The following is a 22,995-nucleotide window of genomic DNA, read 5'->3' as shown; positions in this document are numbered from 1 at the left end:
TTACTTTACATAAAAGCATCCACATGATCAAAAAAGTCCTTAAAATCGTAAGCATTCTAATAGTCGTATTAATCCTGGCGGTCATTTCTATTCCGTTTCTTTTTTCAGGAACCATCAAAGATAAAATTCGCTATTTAGCTAATGAACACGTAAACGCAAAGGTTGATTTTGATGACGTAGACATCAGTTTAATTAGAAGCTTTCCACAGGCATCTGTTGTTGTAGATGGATTATCAATCATAAACTTTGCTCCTTTTGAAGGAGACACACTGGCGTATGCAAAACAAATATCACTGGATATGTCTGTTAAAGAACTATTCAAAGATGCTTCGGAGCCGATTAGTGTTCAAAAATTTATAATTGATGAAGCAAATATCACTATCAAGACGGATTCCTTAGGGAATTCGAATTTTGACATTACAAAAAAAACAGCTGAAACCGAAGAAGCTACTGAAGAAAAAAATGGATCTTTTACCTTTGAACTTGATCATTATGAAATCAATAACAGCAAACTACTTTATAAAGATGATGTAAGTAAAATTGCTTTGCTAATGACTAATGTAAATCATAGTGGCGATGGATCGTTGTCTGGAGAAAATATACTATTAGATACGAAATCCCGTTCTGACATTTCTTTGAGTCTCGACAACACTAAATACCTAAATAAAAATATATTACAGCTCGAAGCAGCGCTAGAACTAGATCTTGAAAATCAGCGGTATACCTTTAAAGAAAATAAGGCTTTGGTAAATCAGTTACCGCTGGAATTTGAAGGTTTTGTGCAATTATTTGAAGAATACACCGATGTAGATATCAGTTTTAAAACACCGTCTTCTGATTTTAAAAACTTCTTAGCGGTTATCCCTGAAGCATATGCCAAAAATTTGGATGGGGTCCAAACTACAGGAGATTTTTTGGTCAATGGAATTATTAAAGGGAAAGTTGATGACGTACACATCCCGAAAATGGATATCAAAATTACCTCAAGCAACGCTTCTTTCAAATATCCTGACCTACCCAAAAGCGTTCAGAATATAATAATAGACACTCAGATTAAAAACGATACTGGTTTAGCGGACGATACCTTTATAAACATCGGAAACCTTACATTTAGAATAGATCAGGATACTTTTGCTGCCAAAGGAAGTCTAAAAAATATCACTACAAACATGGTTGTAGATATGGCAGTTAACGGGACACTAAACCTCGCTAATTTAGACAAAGCATATCCATTGCAATTGGAGCAAAAACTTAACGGAATACTTAAAGCAAATGTGAGTACTAATTTCGATATGCAGTCCCTAGAAAAAGGACAATACCAAAATGTAAAAAGTTCTGGTATGGCCAGCCTGGATGATTTTACGTATGCATCGCCAGAGCTACCAAACGAAATAAAAATAAAAAATGCCAATATTAGTTTCAAACCGAAAACAATTACCTTGGATAAAATGCAGGTCACTACCGGAAAATCAGATCTTGTAGCAGCCGGTACTATCAACAATTTAATGGGGTTTTTATTTTCAAAACAGGATCTGAAAGGAAATTTTGATGTTAGTTCTGAGGTTTTTGCCGTAGATGATTTTATGGTAGCAGAAAATGAGACTACAAAATCCCAAACCAACACGACAGAAAAAGAAGCGCTAAAAATTCCTTCTTTTATTGATGCAACATTAGATTTTGATGCTAAAAAAGTAATTTATGACAACCTAGAATTACGAAATACTAAGGGAAGTGTCAAAATAAGTGATGAAACTGCTTCTTTACAAAACGTAACGTCTAACCTATTTGATGGAGGACTTGCTTTTAATGGCAAAGTATCTACAAAATCCGAAACTCCTAATTTTGGAATGAATTTAGACTTAAGTAAAATTGACATTGTTAAATCATTTGCAAGTTTAGAGTTGCTGCAAGGCTTAGCTCCAATTGCCAAAGCCCTAAACGGAGCACTCTCCACACAAATCAATCTGAGTGGTAACTTAAATAATGATTTGACACCGATATTAAATTCTCTTACGGGAAATGCTTTAGCAGAAATATTAAATGCCCAAGTCAATACAGCTCAAACACCGCTATTATCCAAACTGGATGGTCAACTAAACTTTTTAGACTTAGATAAACTTAATCTAAAAGACATAAGAACATCCCTAACTTTTGATGACGGTAAGATCAATATAAAACCGTTTGATTTTGATGTCAAAGGCATTAAAATAACCGCAGGAGGAAGTCATAGTTTTGATACAAGTATGAATTATAATGTGTCGTTAGACGTTCCTGCAAAATACCTGGGTAGCGATGTTGGCGGATTGATTTCTCAACTAACTGATCAGGAAGCAAATGAAATGAAAGTTGCGCTACCTATTGGTATATCAGGTAATTTCTCTAACCCCAAAATTAATCTTAACACCAAACAGGCTGTTGCGCAACTAACACAGCAAATTATAGACAAACAAAAAGCAAAAGCAAAAGGAAAAATAGTAGATGAAGGCACTAAAGTTCTTTCAGATTTATTTGGAGACGCTAAAAAGGATAAAGATTCTACAAAAACAACAACGGACAAGCAAGAAGACAAACTTAAAGATGCTGCTAAGGATATTTTAGGAGGTTTTCTTGGCAAGAAAAAGAAAAAAGACACTACAGGAACGAAGAACTAGTGCTTTTGTATGGTACATGTAAATCTATTTTTTTGGTCATTTATGAGTTAGAATGATCGTATGCTCCATTTTGTTTAAAAATCGTAATCAGGAATCAGTAACGTAGGTGATTAGTTTTTTTTAAGCATATTTCTTATTACATTAGCATTGGGAAATTATAAAACAAAATAGCAAGGATTAAGTTTTAATTGGATTTAATAACATACAGTAACCATTTAAAATTTAAAAAAATTAATACTTCATATACAAAATCCGATGCTTCAACTCTTTTTTTCAATAAAAATAGCATTTTCAACACAATAAATTCATTAAAACTGAATTAACTATTTAGTAAAGCTGTATCCAATAAGCTAACTGCTTATAGTTATAATTTTACTCTCAAAACACTAAACCCCATACCAGTTATGAGATCAATAATTTTATCCTTGACAATATTGATATTTTCCCCATCGATAATATCATCTCAAAATACAATCAATGACGATTCCATGAAATGGATGAAAGGATGGACAAATTTTGACCCCAATCACGAAGCCTACCCAATAGCAGATAAAGACATACCTGCTATTATCAATGAAGATTTTTATGTAACAAACGATGCCGTCTACTTGATGTCTGGTAATGTTTATGTGACTAATGGAGCTACTTTAACTATTGAAGAAGGAACTATCATTCGTTGCGACACCAAGACAGAAACAAGTCTTATTATTAGTAAAGGGGCTAAACTTATTGCCAGAGGACTGAGTGGTCAACCTATTATTTTTACCTCTAGTAAATCTCCTAAAGCAAGAAAAAGTGGGGATTGGGGTGGTATCATAATTGCAGGTTCAGCAACCATTAATTCTCCTTCAGAAGTAGGAGTTATAGAAGGTGACTTTTTACCTCAATATTCACTGTATGGCGGAAAAAATGACCACGAAATGACCGCTATTATGACCTATGTAAGAATTGAGTATGCTGGAAAAAAAATAAACAGATCAAAAGAATTAAATGGCCTATCATTGTATGCAATAGGAACAGGGTCCATACTCAATAATATTATGATAAGCCATTCTGCCGATGATTCTTTTGAGTTTTTTGGTGGCAAAGTAAATATGAATAATTTAATTTCATATAAAGCCAAAGATGATGACTATGATTTCACATTGGGATATCAGGGAGAACTCTACAATATCCTGGCAGTGAGACACCCATATATTTCTGACATCAGCGGTTCGTATGCTATTGAGATAGATGGTTATGATAAAAAATTGGGGATCAGTTCTAAGGCGTTGTCCTCTGTAACTATTAAAGATGCGACTTTAATCAATTTATCTGATAGTAGTAACTATCAACATACCCATGCTGCAATTTCATCTAAAAATCTTGCACAGTTAAATTTTACGGATTCTAGAATATCTGGTTTTGCTAACGTAGTTAAATTTGATACATCCTATAACTCCTACGTAAATCTAGAAAAGTCGTTTTCTTTAGAAAACAGCATTTTTAATGTTCACGATACTAATGTTCTCGTTTCCTTAGTACAAAAAACTGAAGCACAAAAACTGCTTAAATACAATATGTTTACCACGCAATTCAAAAATGTCGCTGATTTTTTTGAGAAGCCACTAGATGATAAAAATCCACAATTTACATTAAAACAATCGCGGGACACTTACACTGTTATGCAATAAGATCAAAATTCAATTTAATTACCTTATAATGAAATCAATCACCCTATTAGTAGTATTATTTCTAACGATTACCAGCTTTGCCCAATCCAAAAAGAATATATTTTTCGATCAAAGTACCTTGATAACAAAATTTCATACGATAGATGAACTGGAAGGTTTGAAAAAAGGAGAACTGGTTAAGCTATACACAGAAAGAGCGAATGAAATCATTACCGTCCTTCCATATATAGCGTTAACACATGAAGCAGGTGTAAGTCTTTCGGATATCGGAATTAAAGAAAACTCGGACAATCTAAAATTATTAAAAAAACATCACCAAACTACGACTGAAACTTTTGAGGAAACCAGCAATTTGATAACAGAGTTCATACCTTATGCTGACACTGAAAAAATCATATGGTCTATTCTATACTATGAAGAGATGATTAAAAAAATTCGAATTGGGATAGACGGAAATTTTTAAACGCACTATATATACAAACTAAAGCAGCCTCTTTATAGCTGTTTTTTTTTGTTTTAAACTTTTGACCAATCGTTAGCAATATCTTCCAAAAGAAACTTAATAACCTGTAAAAATAAGGGCGATTTCCTCTAAAAAAAATATTACAAAAAAATGTTAATAAACGATTTTCTTGTAATCATCATACTACTTCATCGAACTAAACACTATCACTTCCGAAATTTGATTTTATCAAAAAACCAAAGTGGTTTCATAAAGTGTAAGACCTAAAAAATGAAGTTATGAAAAAAAGAAAACTACTTAGCATATTTTTATTGATAACGATTTCTATCTCAGGAGTATTAGCTCAAGATAATTTCAATCCTAAAAATGCACAGTGGACGAGAGATTGGACCAACTTCGAGCCAAATCGCACTAATTATCCTACTTACGACAAACTACTACCAAACATTATAAACAAAGACACTTACTTAAGAAGCGATATTGTCTATCTTATTTCGGGAACTGTATATGTAATTGATAACGCTATATTGACCATACAAGAAGGAACACTGATAAAAGCCGATACTGAAAAAGCCACTCACCTTATAATTACCAAAGGTGCTAAGCTAATTGCTAATGGAAACAAAACTTCGCCAATAGTATTTACGTCCAACAAATCCACTTATTCTAGAAAGAGTGGTGACTGGGGTGGAATTACAATTATCGGTTCTGGTAAAGCAAACACTATAGAAGGGGTAGGAGTTATAAAAGAGAAATTTAATTCTTTATATACTGTATTTGGCGGAAAGGACTTCGACGAAGAAACTACTGTTCTCAGGTATGTTAGAATCGAATATGCCGGCAAATCAACAAATGGCCTTTCGCTATATGCTCTTGGGTATCAATCTAAAGTAGAAAATATTATGATAAGCTATTCTGCCGATGACTCGTTCGAATGGCACGGAGGAGCCTCTAAATCTAAAAACCTTATCTCTTATAAATCCAGTGATGACGATTTTGATTTTACCCAAGGATACCGAGGAGAGCTCACAAACATTGTAGCAATCAAACATCCATACATTACAGGTAATAATGGATCGTATGCTATTGAAGTAGATGGCTATAATAAGACGTTAGGCTTTGGAAACGCCACAATATTATCTAGTATTGACATCACTGGTGCTACATTAATAACATTGGTTGATAAAAGTAATTATCATCATTCGAGAGCCGCAATATCAATTAACAACCTTGGTGAATTATATTTAAACAATGCGAACATATCTGGGTTTTCTGATGTGGTCAAACTGGATAAATCATTCTCTACTCTTAGAATGATAGAAACAGCTTTCAAACTGGATAACAGTTTTGTAAATGTTCACAAAGAAGGGGTAGTTACGTATCATAACATAAAGGATGACGCATTTAACTTACTTAAATATAATCGCTTCACCAAAATATTTAAACAACCTGAAGAGATTTTTAAAAGTCCCTTTAATAAATCTAACCCGGATTTTACCTTAAAAAATTCATTAAACAACTATATGGTAGTTCAATAAATTATTCTTTCTCCAATATAAGTAACATTATGAAAAACATAATCATCATACTATTTGTAACATTTACAATCAGCAACTTAAATGCTCAGCGTAAGAAAGGGATTTTCTTTGATAACAGTGATTTGACCCAAAGATTTCATACTATAGATGAGCTGCAAGACCTTAATAAAGGAGCTCTTATAGATTTATACTTAGAACGTGCTAAGGAGATTTTTGTAGTCCTTCCCTATTTATCACTCTCAAATAAACCAGAGATTAGTCTCAGCGATGTGGGAATAAAGGAAGACAATGATCACATCAAAATAGTTGAGAAAAACAATGAAATCGCAGAAAGAGCATTTGTATACACAACGAATACCATTAAGGAATTAGTTCCTTATTCTGATACTGATAAAATTATATGGGCAATATTACATTTTGAAGAAATGATTAAAAAAATGCGATTGGGTAAAGAAGGAAATAGCTAACATAACATTGTTATCGTGTAATACAGTCACTACACTTTCAATGTGGTTTATGGTAAATAGATGCTACTTGGACAAGATTAGTATAACGATTAAAGACACGTGAATTTTCATATAAAAACTTTGTCTTCTCAGCCTGTCAAAGGGTTGATTCCCTCCAATAGTGGGCGTACCCGTTTTTCTTCATTTCACTTCAAAAAACTACCTAAATAAAAAGTTTATAATTAAATTTATAAAGCATAAATCAATCTCAAATCCCTAAAAAGCAACACACTATAGGGAAATTAACACAAATTTGAAGGGAAAAATAAGTCGGTTACCCGTTTATGAGATAAATACAAGTTCTATTATTAAAAAATTGATTTACAGGTAATTAAATATTATACATGTAGGAATTTTACTCATAAAAATTTACCAATAAAGTGCATAATATCGACAAACGTACATATTTTGCGGTAAAAACGTAACTCTATCCGAAAAAACCATGTTAATTTAGTACTTATAAAAAGAAGAAAGATTTTTCTTTTATTTATAATAACCCCAAAACATTACTTTATGAAATTAAGATGCGTTTTTATTACATGTATGCTATTCTCCTTTTTTCTTTTCAAAACTACTGCTCAAGAATTTGATAGGGATAGTAGTGAGTGGATACGAGGTTGGACTAATTTTACGCCTAACTACACAAACTATCCGGAAACTGACGAAAAACTTCCTAACATTATTGCAGACGATACATATCTTAGTAATGATACTGTTTACCTACTTTCTGGAGATGTTTACGTCATTGGTAACGCAACCCTGACCATACAAGAAGGAACAGTCATAAGAGGAGACCATCAAAATCCTGCAAATCTTATTATCACCAAAGGTTCGAAACTTATCGCCGTTGGATCAGAAGCATATCCGATTGTTTTTACTTCTAACAAGGCTGCTAAATCCAGAGCAAGTGGAGATTGGGGAGGAATCATCATAGCAGGTTCCGGAAAAGTAAATTCTGTGTCTGGAAATGGAATCTTTGATGGAAATTTTAATCCACAGTACTCCGTTTATGGTGGTAATGACTATAATGAACAAACCGCAATTCTGCGCTATGTTAGAATAGAGTTCCCTGGTAACAAATCAAAAGGAACAGAAAACATCAACGGATTATCTTTATTTGGTATCGGTGCTGCTTCCATAATAGATCACATAATGGTGAGCTATTCTGGGCAGGATTCATTTAACTGGACAGGAGGAAACAATAATTTGAGAAATATGCTTTCTTTTAAAGCCGAAGACGACGATTTTCAAATTTCTGAGGGCTTCAAAGGAGATTTAGATTATTTGATGGCTATACGCCACCCATATATTACCAGTCCTAAAGGATCCTACTCTATAGAAATCGATGGATATAATAAAGATCTAGGGTATATGCAACGCAATGGTGTTACTGATGTGACCATTACAAATTCGACTTTTGTGAATCTTTCAGACACCTCGAATTATATGCACACTACATCTGCCATTTCCGCTTCTAATTCTGCCATTGTCTATCTCCATAATTCTAAAATATCTGGTTTTTCGAATGTGGTTAAGTTTGATGAATCGTATACCTCTTTGACTGTTATTGAAAAGGCTTTTAATATGGATAACAGTTTTTTTAACATACACGACGAAGGTGTAGAGGTTTCATATAAACCAAGTACTGGAGTATTAGGCATTCTGAAATACAATAGATTTACTCAAGATTTTGTAAGCGTAGATGTACTTTTTGAAGACCCAACTAATAAATTTGCGCCTACATTTCAACTAAAAAAAGCAATGAATAATTATATGGTAATGCAATAAGATTTCATAAATACTTTTTTTGCTCTAGATTTCCCCAATATCTAATCTATGAATTTTAATACGATAATTTTACATTATGCTTAAGTCAACATTGCGTATCGGTTTTATCTCTTTTCTTTTTTTTCAATCTACCTACAGTCAGAAAAGAGATGAGGCCGTTTTTTTTATTCAAAAAGATCAGGTATCACGATTTCATACGATCGATGATTTAGAAAGCCTGAAAAAAGGAGAATTGATTACATTATACCAAGATAGAGTTAGAGAAATTGTAACGGTTATTCCATTTTTATCGTTGACTAATGAACCAGGTGTTCGTCTATCCGATTTAGGAATAAAAGAAGACTCTGATCATATAAAATCACTAAAAAAAAGCGTAAAAGCGACTGAAGAAGCTATAGATGTCGTACAAAATTCTATAGAAGAGCTCATACCCTATGCAGATACCGAAAAAATTATACTGACTATTCTCTACTTTGAGGAAATTATAAAAAAAATGAGAATAGGTGTTGATAGAAGTTTTTAGTACAAATGCTTAGGCATAAAAATTAATAGTGCTCTTTTTTATCTTTATTATTAATTGAATATAGTCCAATACATTTTATAAAAGTTATGTAAGGATAACTACAAAACGCACACTAAGCATATATGATTATAATGTACCTAATTCTTGGGATGATAATATCAATAGTTGGTGCGATTCCGCTGGGGGCTGTAAACATTGCCGTCATAAATACTACTATAAAAGAAGATTTTAAAAACGCATTTCGGATTGCAATAGCAGCAGGTATTGCAGAAGTGCTACTGGCCTTTTTTGCTTTGAAATGCAGCATAGAACTAACCAGTTTTTTTGAAAACAACCTATGGATTCAAACTACAATTATTTTTATTTTTTTGGTTATTGGCATTTATTTTTTAGCAAGAAAAAACCAACATAATATGCCTGCAGAAATTTCTAAAATTAGATTAAGGAGTTCTAAATTCATAACTGGTTTCTCGTTAGCTTTTTTAAACCCTCCTGTAATCATTTATTGGGTGGTAGCTATCTCACTAACAAACAAACATCTTTTTCAACTTAGTATCAACATTCCGTTAATCGCTTTGCTTCTTTTCTTTTTAGGAATATACTTTGGTAAAATCGGAACACTATATCTGTATAGTCAATGGGGTAATAAAATGGCTAAAAGGTCCAATAATTCCAAACCTAAATTATTTAAGACGATAGGTATTGCGCTTATTGTAGTTTCCTTCGTTCAAGGAGTAAAATTGTTTATAGCCGTATAGTTTTACCTTTTTTCTACTTAATTATACAATTTTTTGATTTAGAAATCATATATTTTTGCAAGCAAGTACGACAATTAGTCATAAGGATGAAAAAAGATCTCAACTCTACACTAGAACTATCCAAAAACGATATGAAACAATATGGTTATGCAATCATAGATCATATTGTAGAACATTTTGATACCCAAAATTCTAAAAAACCTGTAGCAATAGCAACTCGCAAAGAAATGGATACTTTGCTAAAGGAAGATATTCCAAATCATCCTACTGATGCTCATGAAGTTCTCACTTTTGTTATGAAGCAGGTCATTCCGCAGAGTACTATCGTTTCTCATCCAAAATCATTTTCTTTTGTACCGGGACCTAGTAATTATATCAGTACAATGGCAGATACCATCGCTACAGGGTTCAATATTTTCTCTGGTGGTTGGGCTGCTTCACCTGCTGCAGCAGAATTAGAGATTCTTACTATGAATTGGTTACTGGATATTTTTGGGTTTGGCACTAAAGAAGGAGGTGGAATCTTTACCAGCGGAGGATCCATGGCAAACCTTACTGCATTAGTTACCGCCAGAAGAATCAAATGTGGCGATGATTTCTCTAAAGCTGTAATCTATTTATCAGATCAGGCACATTCTTCAAACATAAAAGCAATCAAAGTAATCGGTTTTAAGAAAAGTCAAATACGAATAATTCCAACGGATCTGGAATTCAAAATATCTCTTAATAAATTAAAAAATGCCATCGCCAAAGACCGTCTTCAGGGATTGGAACCATTTTGTATGATTGCATCAGCGGGAACCACCAATACAGGCACAGTTGATCCATTAGGTGATATTGCAAAAATTTGTAGAGAAGAAAAATTATGGTTTCATATTGATGGGGCCTATGGAGGTGCTGCAATATTGGCTGATAATGGAAAAGAATTATTAAAAGGAATCGAAAAAGCGGATTCCTTAACGGTTGATCCTCACAAATGGTTTTTTCAACCTTATGAAATGGGTTGCTTACTAGTAAAAAACCATAACTGGTTGAGAGGAACCTTTAGCGAAAAACCGGAATACCTAAGGGATGTAGAAGGTAATGAATCCGAAATTAACTTTTATGATCATGGAATTCAACTTACACGTCGTTTTCGGGCATTAAAGTTTTATATGTCGTTAAAAACATTTGGTTTAAATTCTTTTAAAAAGGCTATTCAGTATAATGTAGCACTTGCGGAGCAAACAGAAGTACTACTTAGAAAAAGTCCAAAATGGGAAGTTATTTCTCCAGCTACCTTAGCAATCATTAATTTTAGATATAACCCGATTGACCAGAACCTTACCGAAAAGGAGGTGGATACGATTAATCAAAAAATTTCTGAAAAAATGATTAATTCCAGAGAAGCATTATTAGTCACTACAATACTTTTAGGGCAAGTAGTATTGAGAATGTGTTTAATTAATCCCAGAACAACTTTGGACCATATAAAAGAAACGATTGAGCAATGTGAATTATACGGAGATGAATGGTTAGCGACCAAAAAACACTAACCTAAAGCATAGTTAACTGAACCACATAACCTTCATTATTTCTTACATTAAAAACAGTATCATCTTCAAAAATCAAATATTGCCCCTTTATACCCTTCAAAACGCCAGAATATTCTGGTGTTTTTTCCAAGTTTAAACTTTTTAGTTTTTCTGGGTATGATAGTACCGGAAACGCTATTTCAGTTTCCTGGTTGTTCTCAATAAAGTAATCTTTTACCTCATCAGGGATAAACTCCTTAAGTTTACTTCTATACGAAATCAAATCTTCATCTACAATCTCATTTTTGAGCATTTTCTGCCAATTGGTTTTATCTGCTACGTGCTCTTTTAGGGCAACCTCTGTAATACCCGCAAGGTAGCGATTAGGCACTTCTACAATCTCTATTGCCTCGTGAGCTCCCTGATCAATCCATCTGGTAGGGACCTGTGATTTTCTAGTCACGCCGACTTTGATATTGCTGGAATTAGCTAAATATACAATATGTGGTTGAAGCTGTACCTTTTTTTCGAATTCCAAATCCCGGTCTTGGATATCTAAATGAGCGGTACTCAGTTCAGGTCGCATCACCCAATCCCCAACCTGGGGTTGATTATAAAAATCATTGTAACAGTATCCTTGTCTATAGATTTTTTTGTTCTTTCCACATGCCAAGCACTGATAACCTACGAATTTTATAGTTACCCTTTTATTTAATAATTGATTCATATGAATGAAATCAGACTCAAAAACCAAATAGTATTGAATCGGGTTTGCTATCTCGGTTTGCATTTTAGTAAGTACTCCTAGATATTGCATAAAAAGTTTAGTTATAAGTTATAAAAGGAATGTTATTATTTTTATTATTTTAGTTTCCGATGAAAGTCATTCACACAATCATATTAATGCTAATTAGCGCCTAAAGATACATCAAAAAATGCCAATCCCTTTAGTAAATTCAATCGCTAGCTGGTTTCTAAAAAAGCGTTTTCATCAGATGGAGCTTTTTCTAAAATACCCCAACGAGGTACAGCTAGAATTGTTGCATGTTTTATTGGACAATGCCAGAAACACCGAGTTTGGCAGAACCTACGATTTTTCATCCATACATAATTACGAAATATTTAAAGAGCGAGTGCCCGTGCGATCATATGAAGATTATGAAGAAATGATCGAGCGTAGTAGACAAGGAGAACATAACATTTATTGGCCAACTCCGATTAAATGGTTCGCAAAATCCAGCGGAACTACGAATGCCAAAAGCAAATTTATACCAGTTAGTCAGGAATCTCTGGAAGATTGTCATTATGCAGCGGGAAAAGATCTTTTATGTATGTACCTTAACAACAATGAAAATTCTAAACTTTTTACTGGAAAAAGCCTTCGTTTAGGAGGAAGCAAAGAATTGTATAAGGAAAATGGCACTTCTTTTGGTGATTTATCTGCCATCATTATTGACAATATGCCCTTTTGGGCCGAATTTAGTTCTACTCCAAGCAATGAAGTCTCTTTAATGAGCGATTGGGAAACAAAAATGATGGCAATCGTACATGAAACAGTGGTAGAAAATGTGACTAGTCTCGCAGGAGTTCCTTCCTGGATGTTGGTTCTGTTAAATCAGGTATTGGAAACAACAGGACAAGAAAATCTATTTGAGATTTGGAAAAATCTTGAAGTATATTTTCACGGAGGTGTTAGTTTTGAACCTTACATCGATCAATATAAAAAGATATTACCGCGAAATTCTTTCCGATTCTATGAAATTTACAATGCTTCTGAAGGGTTTTTTGCCATTCAGGATCAAAATGAATCATCCGAACTATTATTGATGCTAGACTACGGTATTTTTTACGAATTTGTACCCATGGACACCTATGGAAAAACTGATGAAAAGGTCATCCCACTAAGTGAGGTAGAAATTGGCAAAAATTATGCTGTCATTATTACTACTAATGCTGGTTTATGGAGATACCAAATTGGTGACACCGTTCGTTTTACTTCCATTGAACCATATAGAATAAGAGTCTCCGGAAGAACTAAACACCATATTAATGTTTTTGGTGAAGAATTAATTATCGAAAATGCTGAAGAAGCACTTAGGAAAACCACCCGAGAAACAGATAGTGAAATTATAGATTATACGGTAGCCCCTATTTTTATGAAAGGAAAAGAAAAGGGGGCTCACGAATGGATGATTGAATTTAAAAAACCTCCAAAGGATCTGGATCACTTTATTAGGGCTCTGGATCAAAATATCCAGAACATCAACAGTGATTATGAGGCCAAAAGGTATAACGACATCACATTAAATGTTTTGAGAGTTAATCATGCTAGACATAACCTCTTTTATGATTGGCTTAAAAAAAATAATAAACTTGGAGGGCAACATAAAATACCCAGACTATCGAATTCTCGAAAATATCTTGATGAATTACTGGCTTTAAATAAAGTAAGCTCCTTTTCTCTCTAATATATAAAAGGTAAAAGATTCTTTAACACCGTAGAAAAGCTCTTTGTTTTTACATTACAAATACGGTTTTAGCATAAAAAAAATACGTAAGAAATTTTGTTTTTCGTATAGATTTAGGTATTTCGTCGATTAAAAAAAACGCTTGGACTAAAAAGTAAAAAAAATCTTTTACACACTTCACTTTCATATTAAATTTGTTGCTATACAGTTACAACTCAACAACAAAGGCCCCAAACATGAGAAAGCTCTTACTTAGTTTTGTATTTATTTCTGGTTCTTTAGCGATCAGCGCGCAAGAAACAGTAACTAATAATGACCAAGGTGATATCATAGAAAATGTTTCAACAATATCCGATAACAACGCTAAATCTTCTAGTAAAAACAGGGTTGCTGACAACAATGGTATATGCTATGGAGAAACATCTAAAGTTGCATTTTACGAGGTATTAATTGCTGAAAACAGGTTTAAGATAGAGCTTAAGGATAGTAAGAGATTGGTCATAAGAAATACAGAAGAAATCATCTCTAAAAAGAGAGCAGAAAAGTTGTACTCAGAAAGATAATAACCCATCAGCTAACTCTAAAATTCAAAAAAACACAATAGAGGAAGTGAGATTGTAAAACTTCTTTATTTAAAATATAAAAACTCCTTAAGCTTATAACTTAAGGAGTTTATTTTTATGCAGTCAAAAAGAAAATTAAGAGACTGCTTTTAATTTATTTATTGTAGATTTATTCAGCTTTTTCTCTGCATAATCTTTGGTTACTCTTAATTCAGTTTCTTCACTCTCTGGTAATTCATACATTGCATCTGTAAGAATTGCTTCGCACAAAGAACGCAATCCTCTTGCTCCCAGCTTATATTCTACAGCTCTTTCTACTATATAATCCAAAGCTCCTGTTGTAATGGTAAATGATATATTATCCATTTCAAAAAGCTTTTCATATTGCTTTATAATAGCATTTTTAGGTTCTGTCAGAATCGCTCTTAGCGTATGATTATCCAGTGGATTCATATGTGTTAACACAGGTAAACGACCTATTATTTCAGGAATCAATCCAAAATCTTTTAAATCCTTGGGTATTATGTATTGTAACAGATTATCCTTTTCTATAACGTCTTCAGACTTAGAAGCGCTAAAGCCCACAGCCTGCATGTTTAAGCGTTTCTGTATCGCATTTTCGATACCGTCAAAAGCTCCTCCTGCGATAAAAAGTATGTTCTCGGTATTTACTTCTATAAACTTTTGATCAGGATGTTTACGTCCACCTTTTGGCGGAACGTTCACTACAGTTCCTTCCAGAAGCTTCAATAATGCTTGTTGCACTCCTTCTCCAGAAACATCTCTTGTAATACTTGGGTTATCACTTTTTCGGGCTATTTTATCAATTTCATCAATAAAAACAATACCTCTCTGAGCTTTTTCAAGATTATAATCAGCCGCCTGTAATAAACGTGTAAGAATACTTTCTACATCTTCTCCTACATATCCCGCTTCTGTAAGCACAGTAGCATCCACAATGGCTAAGGGAACATTTAGCATTTTAGCAATTGTCTTAGCAATGAGGGTCTTACCAGTACCAGTTTGTCCGACCATAATGATATTACTCTTCTGTATTTCGATATCATCGTCGTTATTAGGTTGTAGCAATCGTTTGTAATGATTGTAAACAGCAACAGACATCACCTTTTTAGTAAACTCTTGTCCGATCACATATTCATCCAAGAATTTCTTGATAGCCATAGGCTTTCGTAACATTAATTCGGAGCTCAGTTCTCCAGCTTCCTCATCTTTCGCTTCTTCCACCACTATCCCGTGAGCTTGTACTATACAACGGTCACAAATATGTGCATCTAGACCTGCAATTAGTAAATTGGTTTCTGGTTTCTTTCTTCCACAAAACGAGCATTCTAAATCTTCTTTCGGCATAATTATTTATTTCAAAAAACCTGTCGATAACAAGGCGTCGACAGACTTATTTCTAGGGGTACAGATTAGATATCTAATCTTAATCTGCTATTCTTTATTAGTACGATTATTCTCTTGTCAGTATTTCATCAATCATTCCATACTCAAGAGCTTTATCGGCTTTCATCCAATAATCTCTATCACTATCTTCATATACCTTATCATAGGTCTGCCCAGAATGTTTAGCTATGATCTGGTATAGTTCTTCTTTTAACGTTAGGATTTCTCGAGCAGTGATTTCTATATCACTAGCTTGTCCTTGCGCCCCTCCGAGAGGTTGATGAATCATTACTCTACTATGAGGCAATCCGGAACGTTTTCCTTTCGCTCCTGCACATAAAAGTACAGCTCCCATGGATGCTGCCATTCCTGTACAAATCGTTGCTACATCAGGTTTAATAAACTGCATCGTATCATATATTCCTAAACCGGCGTATACACTTCCTCCTGGAGAATTTATATAAATCTGAATATCTTTTGAAGAATCTACACTCTCCAAAAACAACAGTTGAGCCTGTATGATATTTGCTACCTGATCATTAATTCCGGTACCTAAGAAGATAATGCGATCCATCATTAAGCGAGAAAATACGTCAAAAATAGCCACATTCATTTGACGTTCTTCAATGATATTAGGCGTCATCCCGGTTGGGTACATACTACTTATGATTTTATCATAGTAATTACTACTAATACCGTGATGCTGTGTTGCGTATTTTTCGAATTCTTTTCCGTAATTCATATGTTCTTTTTCTGAAATTTTACTTTTATAAAAAAGGCGCTAACCAAATCTTGGTTTAACGCCCTAAATATAAGTATAAATTCCTTATTAGTTTATGTTGATTATTTGTAAACTTCTTTTACAAAATCATCAAAACTCACTTCTTTTTCTTTAAGCTTAACATTCTCCTTATAAAAGGCTAATAATTTCTGACTCATAAGTTGCTCAGAAATTCTTTTTACCTCATCCTGATTTGATAAAATTCTGGCGGCTATATCTTCTAATTCTTTGTCTTCTGGTGACATCTGGCCAAATTGAGCCATTTGTCCCTTAATTAAATCTTTTGCAAATTCTTTTAATTCTTCAAAGGTAACCTGCAGGTTATTATCGCTAATTAACTTACCTTCAATTAATTGAAAACGAAGCCCTTTTTCACTTTTTTCATATTCATCCTTTGCCTCATCTTCAGTCAAAGTTTTTTCGCCTGTAGCTTGAATCCATTTTTGTAAAAACTCTGCTGGTAAGTCAAATTTAGTGTTTTCCAAAACACTTTCTGTCACATCATTCAGTAACTGTTGATCGGATTGTTGAACAAACTGACGATCTGCATCTTGTTTGATCTTCTCTTTTAATTCTGTTACCGTTTTCACAGCATCTTTCCCATAAAGTTTATCAAATAAGTCCTGATCTAAATCTGCCAATTCCTGATGATTAATCTCAGAAATAGTAAAGGTAACCTCGATATCTAATCCATGTGCCTCGTCATGATCAATTTTAAGGGCGTTTATTAAATCATGATCATCAGTAAATAAACCTTTAGTTTTTAGTGTAAGCACGTCGCCCACTTTAGAACCGATAAATTTATCTACATTTTTCTTTCCTTTTATTTTATCTAAAGAAATAGTTGTTTGATTTTCAATCTCTTTTTCTTCGTTCACAAAAGTACCATTGATTACGTCTTCTTTCTCCACTTTATCTTTGGACACCAATTTACCATATTGCTTTTGAATCGTTTTGATCTGATTATCAATCATTTCATCAGTGGCAACAATTTTATAATGAGTAATAGCCTTTTTACCATTGAGTTTTACTTCGAATTTTGGTGCCAAACCTAATTCAAACTCGAACGAATAGTCATCAGCATCCCAATTGAAGTTTTCCTGTTCTTTTGGTAATGGATTACCTAAAACATCCAGTTTTTCTTCCGTTAGGTACTTATTAAGAGCATCCTGCAACAATTTATTCACCTCATCCACCAAAACGGCTTTTCCATACTGCTTTTTCACCAATCCCATAGGGACGTGACCTTTTCTAAAGCCAGGAATATTGGCGTTTTTACGATAATCTTTAAGGATATTATCCACCTTATCGGTATAATCTGCTTTTGCAATATCTACTGTTACTACAGCATTTAAATCGTCTAATTGCTCTTTTGAAATATTCATTATCTCTACTTTTTAGTACTAAAAATCGGGTTGCAAAAGTAATACTTTTTTAGAACTCAACAAAGTTTTAACTCCCTGAAAAACAGTTAGCTTTTATCTTTCTTTAAAATAGAGTATAATATCGATTGAAACACTGACAATAATATACTAAATATCAAAGCCCATAACCAACCATCGACACTAAAACCTGATATAAAATGGCTTGCAATAAGTATAATTGCCGCATTAATCACTAATAAAAATAACCCTAACGTTATAATGGTTACGGGTAAGGTTAATATCACCAATAAAGGTTTTACTACTGCGTTTAGAATTGCCAAAAGAACAGCCACTACAAGAGCACTGATATAACTATTGACTCTTACTCCAGGCAAAATTTCTGCTAAAATCAATACAGCTACCGCACTAAGAATCATTTTTAATAAGAATTTCATAGATACTAGGTTTTTAGATGGGTATAAGGTATTAAAAACGAGACAATAAAAAAACCTGCTATAAAAATATAGCAGGTTATAAAAAGTTTACTTTAGAGAACTTTAGTTTACATCGTTACTTAGCGTAACCGTCCCATAATCCCCTGGATTAACAGAAGGCAACGTCGCTCCATAAGTATCTTCAATTTCCTTTAATACCGCATTCGTTAATAGTGCGTGTGCTCTTGGCGTAGGATGTACTCCGTCTAACGAAAAACCTCCTCCAGTCACAAAATCAGAAGTAATCACTCCAGAATCAAAGGCAATACCTGCACCTGCTGCTTGAGACAAAAGAGACTTTACATCCACAAAAGCTAAACCATTGGCAGTAGCCATATCTTTGATAGTTGCATTAAAAGAAGCCTGTGCACTCGCAATAGCGGCTTGTTCGGCTTCTGTCAATACATCTGCATCCCCTAATGGTACAGAAACACCTGTAATTAGGGTACCGTCACCGGTAAGATCTACCCCAATATTACCAGCAGATGTTAATGGGATTAAATCAGCAGAAGTCGCTTGTCTTAGTTGAGCTAGAAGTCCAGCTGTTTGAGCATCCAGATTAAATGGAGGTCCTTGAATCGCTGCTGATATATCGGTCAAGGATTCGTCTACTATAGTCACAAAATTCTGTCCAGCCTCAAAATTAATCTGCCTTTCTACTGCCTCTGCAGGAGTAATCAAACCAAATTGAGCTAACCCAGGAAGCACCTGAGTATTATAAGCTACAAACTGTGAATTTAAAAAGGCTGCAGTTTGCGCATCTAATGGTACTGCATTTGTTGGCACTGTAGTAAAAAATGGAAGAGACGTTACGCTTGGTAAATTCAAAACCGTCCCCTTTGCTCCGTTAGCTGTAAGCGCAGTTAACAAGTTGCTATAAACTGAAGCAAAAACATTACTATTGGTAATATCGTTACCTCCATAAGTAGAAGGATCTAGATTACCTGTTACATTATGATCAACACCTACACCACCAGAAGTAGCATAACTAAGTATATCGTTATTTCCTATCCATAAACTAAAAAATGTAGGATTCTGCGCAACAGCATCATCTATCACGGTAGCATCTGCCGAAGAAGCAAATCTTGCATAATATGGATTTGTCAAGCCATCGGCTACACCAGCAACATTTCCGTATCCAGGAGCTACCAAATGAAAACTTTTAGCTCCGGGAACCCCCATATTGTTAAAAGAAGCTCCTAAATTGTTTGATATTTCCGTAGTCGGAGTAGCTCCTGCGTATATCGCAGGCCCAGGATTTCCCTGAGCATCAAACGCCAGCACGAATCGGTTATTTAAGATCTGAGTACCTCCCAATAACGCTCCACCAGTATTGTCTGCCATTAAAGGTTGTGTAAACTCACCTCCACCCGCCAATGCAAATTGCTGAGATAGAATGTTAGGGTAAGAATTTTCTTGTCCCGTAATATACAGTGCTCCATCAGCAAAACCTGCAGTTAAAGAATTTCCTAAAGCTACATAATTTGAGAAATTAGCTTCTCCGCTAGTATATACTCCAGCTTCATCAATCGGAGTATCAAATTCTGGTTCGCACGCTACAAAACCTAGTGCCAGAATTGCTAAATATTTTATATTATTTTTCATCTTCATATTATAATTTATAAGTTAAACCAAGTCCTGGCGCAAATGCGCTTGATTTATAGGTACCTCTGAAAGGAACATTTTGTCCATTTTCTTGATAAGAATCGTAAGATTCATTTACCTCTTCAAACCTTAGGTAAAAGAATGAAGCATCGATTGCCAGTTTTGGAGTAATAGCAAAACTAACACCTCCTGTAAAACCTTGTGAATCATTACGAGGAGTTTCTGGAGCAAAAAACCCAGACTGAACAGGCGATTCGTCAATATAATAACCACCTCTTAAAGATATTTTGGATGTAGCATCATACTGTAGTCCAAAACGATATACTGAAGAATTTTTATAATTACGAGGATTTAAGGAGGTAGAACCATTTCCAAATTGGATATCCAGAGATTCGTATACATCCCAGAATTGTCTGTTATAATCAAAAGCGAATAACCATTTTTTATGAAATTGATAAGATAATCCTACTGATAGTTCTGCTGGCAGTGGTAATTCTGCATCAAAGGTGGTAGTCCCGCTTGAAGGAGTCGCAGGAGAATTCGGGAAGTTACTAAAAGTTGCCTCTCCCCCTTCTGCTTCAAGAATAATCTCACTACGATAGTTAAATCCTAATCTAAAGTTTTCTGTAGGATTAAACATGGCACTCACACTCCATCCCCAATTGCTTACACCAGAATCATCCACCGTAATATTAGAACGGTTACCATCTATATCCGTCAATGTTCTATTTGCATTTCTATTAAAATTAACAGAACCTGTAACATATATTGGACCACCACCAATACTGAATTTATCGGATAGCTTTATCGAAACTACGGGCTGAATATAAATTGCAGCTAAATCAATGTTATTTACAAGATGAGAACCAGCCCAATCCGTTGGCCAAGTAACTTCACTACCATAGGGAGTATACACCCCAAGACCCAGAGCTAACCAGTCATTCACTTTATAAGACCCATATAAATTAAGTGGAGTTCCAACAGAACTATCTGTTTCTGAAGAAATGCCCAGATCTGAATTTTGATAAATTACATTGGTAAAAACACCACTTGCTCCCGCACTAATGTTCAATTTATTCTCTAAGTAGACAAGACCTGCCGGATTAAAGAATACCAGCTCCGCACTATTTACCACAGCAACACCTGTGTGCCCCATTGCCATAGCCCGCTGCCCTTGCACACTAACTCTATATCCACCAGCATATGTGACTAAAGTCACGGAGGCGAATAGAACTAATAATAGTAGTTTTTTCATAATAAAATAGAATTGTTTTGTTTGTTTTTTGAATATGTAAAAATTAATGCTTCAAATTTAGCAGAAAATACCAATTATCCAATCAAATCATTAAAATATTATGCATACATAGTATTTTTTGATTAATTTTTGACAAATCCAAACACAGCAGTTAAGAATTCCTTTGGATTTTCTGCGTGTAACCAATGACCTGCATTACTAATCTCTTTGATTTCGGATGCAGGAAATTGTCTTCGGATTCGCTCCTCATCCTCGGTTAGGATATAGTTGGATTTTTGTCCTTTCAGAAAAAGAGTACGACCTTTATATATAAAGTCCTCAGATAGTTCTAATCCAATTTCTGAAGAGTTTTGTATCAAACTATTCAAATTCATACGTAATCCAAGTGCTCCTTTCTCTTTCCAGAATAAATTCTTCATCAAAAACATTCGCACTCCTATATCTTTTACATACTCACTTAAACCCTTATCAACCGCTCTTCTGCTTTTTAAAATCTTAAAATCTAAGGAATTTAATCCATCTAAAATATCTTGATGATGCAAAGGGTAATGCTTTGGACCAATATCTGCTATAATCAATTTGTCTATAATTTCTGGATGGTCTATCGCGAAAAACATCGCTGTCTTTCCACCCATAGAATGACCAAGCAGCGTTATGTTTCTAAGACTGTGATCTTCACAATATTTCATTAAATCCCCAGCCAATAATTTATAATTAAATTCATTCGCATGAGGACTGCGACCATGATTTCTTTGATCAATTAAATGTACCTGATACCCGTGTTCTGATATTTTCTTTGCAAGGGTCTTCCAATTGTCTCCCATACCAAGAAAACCGTGTAAAATTAGAAAAGGAGTTCCTTCTCCTAAAACGTTCGCATATAACTTCATAAGTTCTATTATTTAAGTCTGTGCAAATACATATTTATCACATTTTCTAACCCAAGATATAAAGATTCACTTATTAATGCGTGACCAATCGAAACTTCTAATAATCCCGGAATACTTTCTCTAAAGAATTTAATATTATTCAGCGATAGGTCATGACCTGCATTTACACCGATACCAAGATCTAATGCTAACTTTGCACAAGCTGCATATGGGGAGACCGCATCTTTGTTTCCTTTTTCATATTCTGACGCAAAAGTTTCTGTATATAATTCGATCCTATCTGCCCCGGTCTCTTTAGCTCCCTCGATCATCTTTTCTACAGGATCCACAAAAATTGAAGTCCGTATATCATTTTTCCTAAACTCTAAAATCACTTCTTTCAAAAAGCTCTTATGTTTGACAGTATCCCAACCTGCATTACTAGTGATAGCATCTACAGCATCAGGAACCAAAGTTACCTGCGTAGGTTTAACCTTCTTTACCAGTTCAATAAACTTTGGAATTGGATTTCCTTCTATATTATACTCCGTGCGCACTATTGATTTTAAATCATACGCATCTTGATATCTTATGTGCCTTTCGTCTGGTCTAGGGTGGATTGTAATGCCTTCTGCTCCGAAATCCTGAATATCTGCTGCCACTTTCAGTAAATTAGGAGTATTGCCACCTCTTGAATTACGTAACGTCGCTATTTTGTTGACATTTACACTTAATTTTGTCATAGTTTTTGATATAACTTTTAATAAAAAGCAAA

The 22,995-nt window shown here is 34.2% G+C and carries 20 protein-coding genes; 11 read left to right on the top strand and 9 right to left on the bottom strand.

Going from position 1 to position 22,995, the window contains the following annotated elements:
- The first annotated feature begins 23 nt into the window (after positions 1 to 23).
- The 9 genes from ACWGOQ_RS02440 (at position 24) to ACWGOQ_RS02400 (ending at position 11,435) form a co-directional block, all read left to right on the top strand.
- On the top strand, positions 24 to 2,651 hold the full coding sequence (locus ACWGOQ_RS02440; RefSeq protein ID WP_452056962.1) for an AsmA family protein: 2,628 nt from the start codon (positions 24 to 26) through the stop codon (positions 2,649 to 2,651).
- Between the two features lie 404 nt (positions 2,652 to 3,055).
- Positions 3,056 to 4,324, top strand: a complete 1,269-nt coding sequence (locus ACWGOQ_RS02435; protein WP_452056961.1) for a beta-helix domain-containing protein — start codon at positions 3,056 to 3,058, stop codon at positions 4,322 to 4,324.
- Between the two features lie 28 nt (positions 4,325 to 4,352).
- The gene (locus tag ACWGOQ_RS02430) at positions 4,353 to 4,787 is read left to right on the top strand and encodes a hypothetical protein (protein WP_452056960.1); all 435 of its coding nucleotides are present in this window, start codon (positions 4,353 to 4,355) and stop codon (positions 4,785 to 4,787) included.
- A gap of 278 nt (positions 4,788 to 5,065) precedes the next feature.
- Positions 5,066 to 6,325 (top strand): beta-helix domain-containing protein, encoded by a 1,260-nt coding sequence (locus ACWGOQ_RS02425; RefSeq protein ID WP_452056959.1) that lies wholly within the window; start codon positions 5,066 to 5,068, stop codon positions 6,323 to 6,325.
- Between the two features lie 29 nt (positions 6,326 to 6,354).
- A complete protein-coding gene (locus tag ACWGOQ_RS02420) occupies positions 6,355 to 6,792 on the top strand; it encodes a hypothetical protein (RefSeq protein WP_452056958.1) in 438 nt (145 codons plus the stop codon).
- Between the two features lie 552 nt (positions 6,793 to 7,344).
- Positions 7,345 to 8,619 (top strand): beta-helix domain-containing protein, encoded by a 1,275-nt coding sequence (locus tag ACWGOQ_RS02415; protein WP_452056957.1) that lies wholly within the window; start codon positions 7,345 to 7,347, stop codon positions 8,617 to 8,619.
- A gap of 76 nt (positions 8,620 to 8,695) precedes the next feature.
- Positions 8,696 to 9,142: a hypothetical protein gene (locus ACWGOQ_RS02410; RefSeq protein WP_452056956.1), complete on the top strand. Its 447-nt coding sequence runs from the start codon at positions 8,696 to 8,698 to the stop codon at positions 9,140 to 9,142.
- A 149-nt stretch (positions 9,143 to 9,291) separates the two neighbouring features.
- Positions 9,292 to 9,900: a LysE family transporter gene (locus tag ACWGOQ_RS02405; protein ID WP_452056955.1), complete on the top strand. Its 609-nt coding sequence runs from the start codon at positions 9,292 to 9,294 to the stop codon at positions 9,898 to 9,900.
- Between the two features lie 86 nt (positions 9,901 to 9,986).
- The gene (locus ACWGOQ_RS02400; RefSeq protein WP_452056954.1) at positions 9,987 to 11,435 is read left to right on the top strand and encodes a pyridoxal phosphate-dependent decarboxylase family protein; all 1,449 of its coding nucleotides are present in this window, start codon (positions 9,987 to 9,989) and stop codon (positions 11,433 to 11,435) included.
- A gap of 1 nt (position 11,436) precedes the next feature.
- On the opposite strand, the gene ACWGOQ_RS02395 is transcribed toward ACWGOQ_RS02400, so the two are convergent.
- The gene (locus tag ACWGOQ_RS02395) at positions 11,437 to 12,231 is read right to left on the bottom strand and encodes a DUF2797 domain-containing protein (RefSeq protein WP_452056953.1); all 795 of its coding nucleotides are present in this window, start codon (positions 12,229 to 12,231) and stop codon (positions 11,437 to 11,439) included.
- Between the two features lie 118 nt (positions 12,232 to 12,349).
- On the opposite strand from ACWGOQ_RS02395, the gene ACWGOQ_RS02390 reads away from it, so the two are divergent.
- Both ACWGOQ_RS02390 and ACWGOQ_RS02385 read left to right on the top strand, forming a co-directional pair.
- A complete protein-coding gene (locus ACWGOQ_RS02390; RefSeq protein WP_452056952.1) occupies positions 12,350 to 13,882 on the top strand; it encodes a GH3 auxin-responsive promoter family protein in 1,533 nt (510 codons plus the stop codon).
- A gap of 236 nt (positions 13,883 to 14,118) precedes the next feature.
- The gene (locus ACWGOQ_RS02385) at positions 14,119 to 14,445 is read left to right on the top strand and encodes a hypothetical protein (RefSeq protein WP_452056951.1); all 327 of its coding nucleotides are present in this window, start codon (positions 14,119 to 14,121) and stop codon (positions 14,443 to 14,445) included.
- A 135-nt stretch (positions 14,446 to 14,580) separates the two neighbouring features.
- On the opposite strand, the gene clpX is transcribed toward ACWGOQ_RS02385, so the two are convergent.
- The 8 genes from clpX to ACWGOQ_RS02345 form a co-directional block, all read right to left on the bottom strand.
- Complete coding sequence (gene clpX / locus ACWGOQ_RS02380; protein ID WP_452056950.1) at positions 14,581 to 15,813, bottom strand: ATP-dependent Clp protease ATP-binding subunit ClpX; 1,233 nt, start codon at positions 15,811 to 15,813, stop codon at positions 14,581 to 14,583.
- Positions 15,814 to 15,919: 106 nt separating this feature from the next.
- Positions 15,920 to 16,594 (bottom strand): ATP-dependent Clp endopeptidase proteolytic subunit ClpP, encoded by a 675-nt coding sequence (gene clpP, locus ACWGOQ_RS02375; RefSeq protein ID WP_452056949.1) that lies wholly within the window; start codon positions 16,592 to 16,594, stop codon positions 15,920 to 15,922.
- Positions 16,595 to 16,695: 101 nt separating this feature from the next.
- Complete coding sequence (gene tig, locus ACWGOQ_RS02370; protein ID WP_452056948.1) at positions 16,696 to 18,018, bottom strand: trigger factor; 1,323 nt, start codon at positions 18,016 to 18,018, stop codon at positions 16,696 to 16,698.
- Between the two features lie 86 nt (positions 18,019 to 18,104).
- Positions 18,105 to 18,452, bottom strand: a complete 348-nt coding sequence (locus tag ACWGOQ_RS02365) for a phage holin family protein (protein WP_452056947.1) — start codon at positions 18,450 to 18,452, stop codon at positions 18,105 to 18,107.
- A gap of 102 nt (positions 18,453 to 18,554) precedes the next feature.
- Positions 18,555 to 20,096 (bottom strand): SGNH/GDSL hydrolase family protein, encoded by a 1,542-nt coding sequence (locus tag ACWGOQ_RS02360; RefSeq protein ID WP_452056946.1) that lies wholly within the window; start codon positions 20,094 to 20,096, stop codon positions 18,555 to 18,557.
- A 7-nt stretch (positions 20,097 to 20,103) separates the two neighbouring features.
- A complete protein-coding gene (locus tag ACWGOQ_RS02355) occupies positions 20,104 to 21,351 on the bottom strand; it encodes an OmpP1/FadL family transporter (protein WP_452056945.1) in 1,248 nt (415 codons plus the stop codon).
- A 122-nt stretch (positions 21,352 to 21,473) separates the two neighbouring features.
- Positions 21,474 to 22,241, bottom strand: a complete 768-nt coding sequence (locus ACWGOQ_RS02350) for an alpha/beta fold hydrolase (RefSeq protein ID WP_452056944.1) — start codon at positions 22,239 to 22,241, stop codon at positions 21,474 to 21,476.
- An 8-nt stretch (positions 22,242 to 22,249) separates the two neighbouring features.
- Positions 22,250 to 22,963, bottom strand: coding sequence for a pyridoxine 5'-phosphate synthase (locus ACWGOQ_RS02345; RefSeq protein WP_452056943.1), 714 nt, complete (start codon positions 22,961 to 22,963; stop codon positions 22,250 to 22,252).
- Positions 22,964 to 22,995: the final 32 nt, after the last annotated feature.

The organism is Aquimarina ulvae (assembly GCF_053613295.3).
Note: the sequence above shows the minus strand (reverse complement) of the source record. Positions and strands in the feature narration are given on the sequence as shown.

Bases quoted from the DNA above. Each gene is read 5' to 3' on its own strand.
- ACWGOQ_RS02440 (WP_452056962.1), top strand. From the start codon at position 24: ATGATCAAAAAAGTCCTTAAAATCGTAAGCATTCTAATAGTCGTATTA.
- ACWGOQ_RS02435 (WP_452056961.1), top strand. From the start codon at position 3,056: ATGAGATCAATAATTTTATCCTTGACAATATTGATATTTTCCCCATCG.
- ACWGOQ_RS02430 (WP_452056960.1), top strand. From the start codon at position 4,353: ATGAAATCAATCACCCTATTAGTAGTATTATTTCTAACGATTACCAGC.
- ACWGOQ_RS02425 (WP_452056959.1), top strand. From the start codon at position 5,066: ATGAAAAAAAGAAAACTACTTAGCATATTTTTATTGATAACGATTTCT.
- ACWGOQ_RS02420 (WP_452056958.1), top strand. From the start codon at position 6,355: ATGAAAAACATAATCATCATACTATTTGTAACATTTACAATCAGCAAC.
- ACWGOQ_RS02415 (WP_452056957.1), top strand. From the start codon at position 7,345: ATGAAATTAAGATGCGTTTTTATTACATGTATGCTATTCTCCTTTTTT.
- ACWGOQ_RS02410 (WP_452056956.1), top strand. From the start codon at position 8,696: ATGCTTAAGTCAACATTGCGTATCGGTTTTATCTCTTTTCTTTTTTTT.
- ACWGOQ_RS02405 (WP_452056955.1), top strand. From the start codon at position 9,292: ATGATAATATCAATAGTTGGTGCGATTCCGCTGGGGGCTGTAAACATT.
- ACWGOQ_RS02400 (WP_452056954.1), top strand. From the start codon at position 9,987: ATGAAAAAAGATCTCAACTCTACACTAGAACTATCCAAAAACGATATG.
- ACWGOQ_RS02395 (WP_452056953.1), bottom strand. From the start codon at position 12,231: ATGCAATATCTAGGAGTACTTACTAAAATGCAAACCGAGATAGCAAAC.
- ACWGOQ_RS02390 (WP_452056952.1), top strand. From the start codon at position 12,350: ATGCCAATCCCTTTAGTAAATTCAATCGCTAGCTGGTTTCTAAAAAAG.
- ACWGOQ_RS02385 (WP_452056951.1), top strand. From the start codon at position 14,119: ATGAGAAAGCTCTTACTTAGTTTTGTATTTATTTCTGGTTCTTTAGCG.
- clpX (WP_452056950.1), bottom strand. From the start codon at position 15,813: ATGCCGAAAGAAGATTTAGAATGCTCGTTTTGTGGAAGAAAGAAACCA.
- clpP (WP_452056949.1), bottom strand. From the start codon at position 16,594: ATGAATTACGGAAAAGAATTCGAAAAATACGCAACACAGCATCACGGT.
- tig (WP_452056948.1), bottom strand. From the start codon at position 18,018: ATGAATATTTCAAAAGAGCAATTAGACGATTTAAATGCTGTAGTAACA.
- ACWGOQ_RS02365 (WP_452056947.1), bottom strand. From the start codon at position 18,452: ATGAAATTCTTATTAAAAATGATTCTTAGTGCGGTAGCTGTATTGATT.
- ACWGOQ_RS02360 (WP_452056946.1), bottom strand. From the start codon at position 20,096: ATGAAAAATAATATAAAATATTTAGCAATTCTGGCACTAGGTTTTGTA.
- ACWGOQ_RS02355 (WP_452056945.1), bottom strand. From the start codon at position 21,351: ATGAAAAAACTACTATTATTAGTTCTATTCGCCTCCGTGACTTTAGTC.
- ACWGOQ_RS02350 (WP_452056944.1), bottom strand. From the start codon at position 22,241: ATGAAGTTATATGCGAACGTTTTAGGAGAAGGAACTCCTTTTCTAATT.
- ACWGOQ_RS02345 (WP_452056943.1), bottom strand. From the start codon at position 22,963: ATGACAAAATTAAGTGTAAATGTCAACAAAATAGCGACGTTACGTAAT.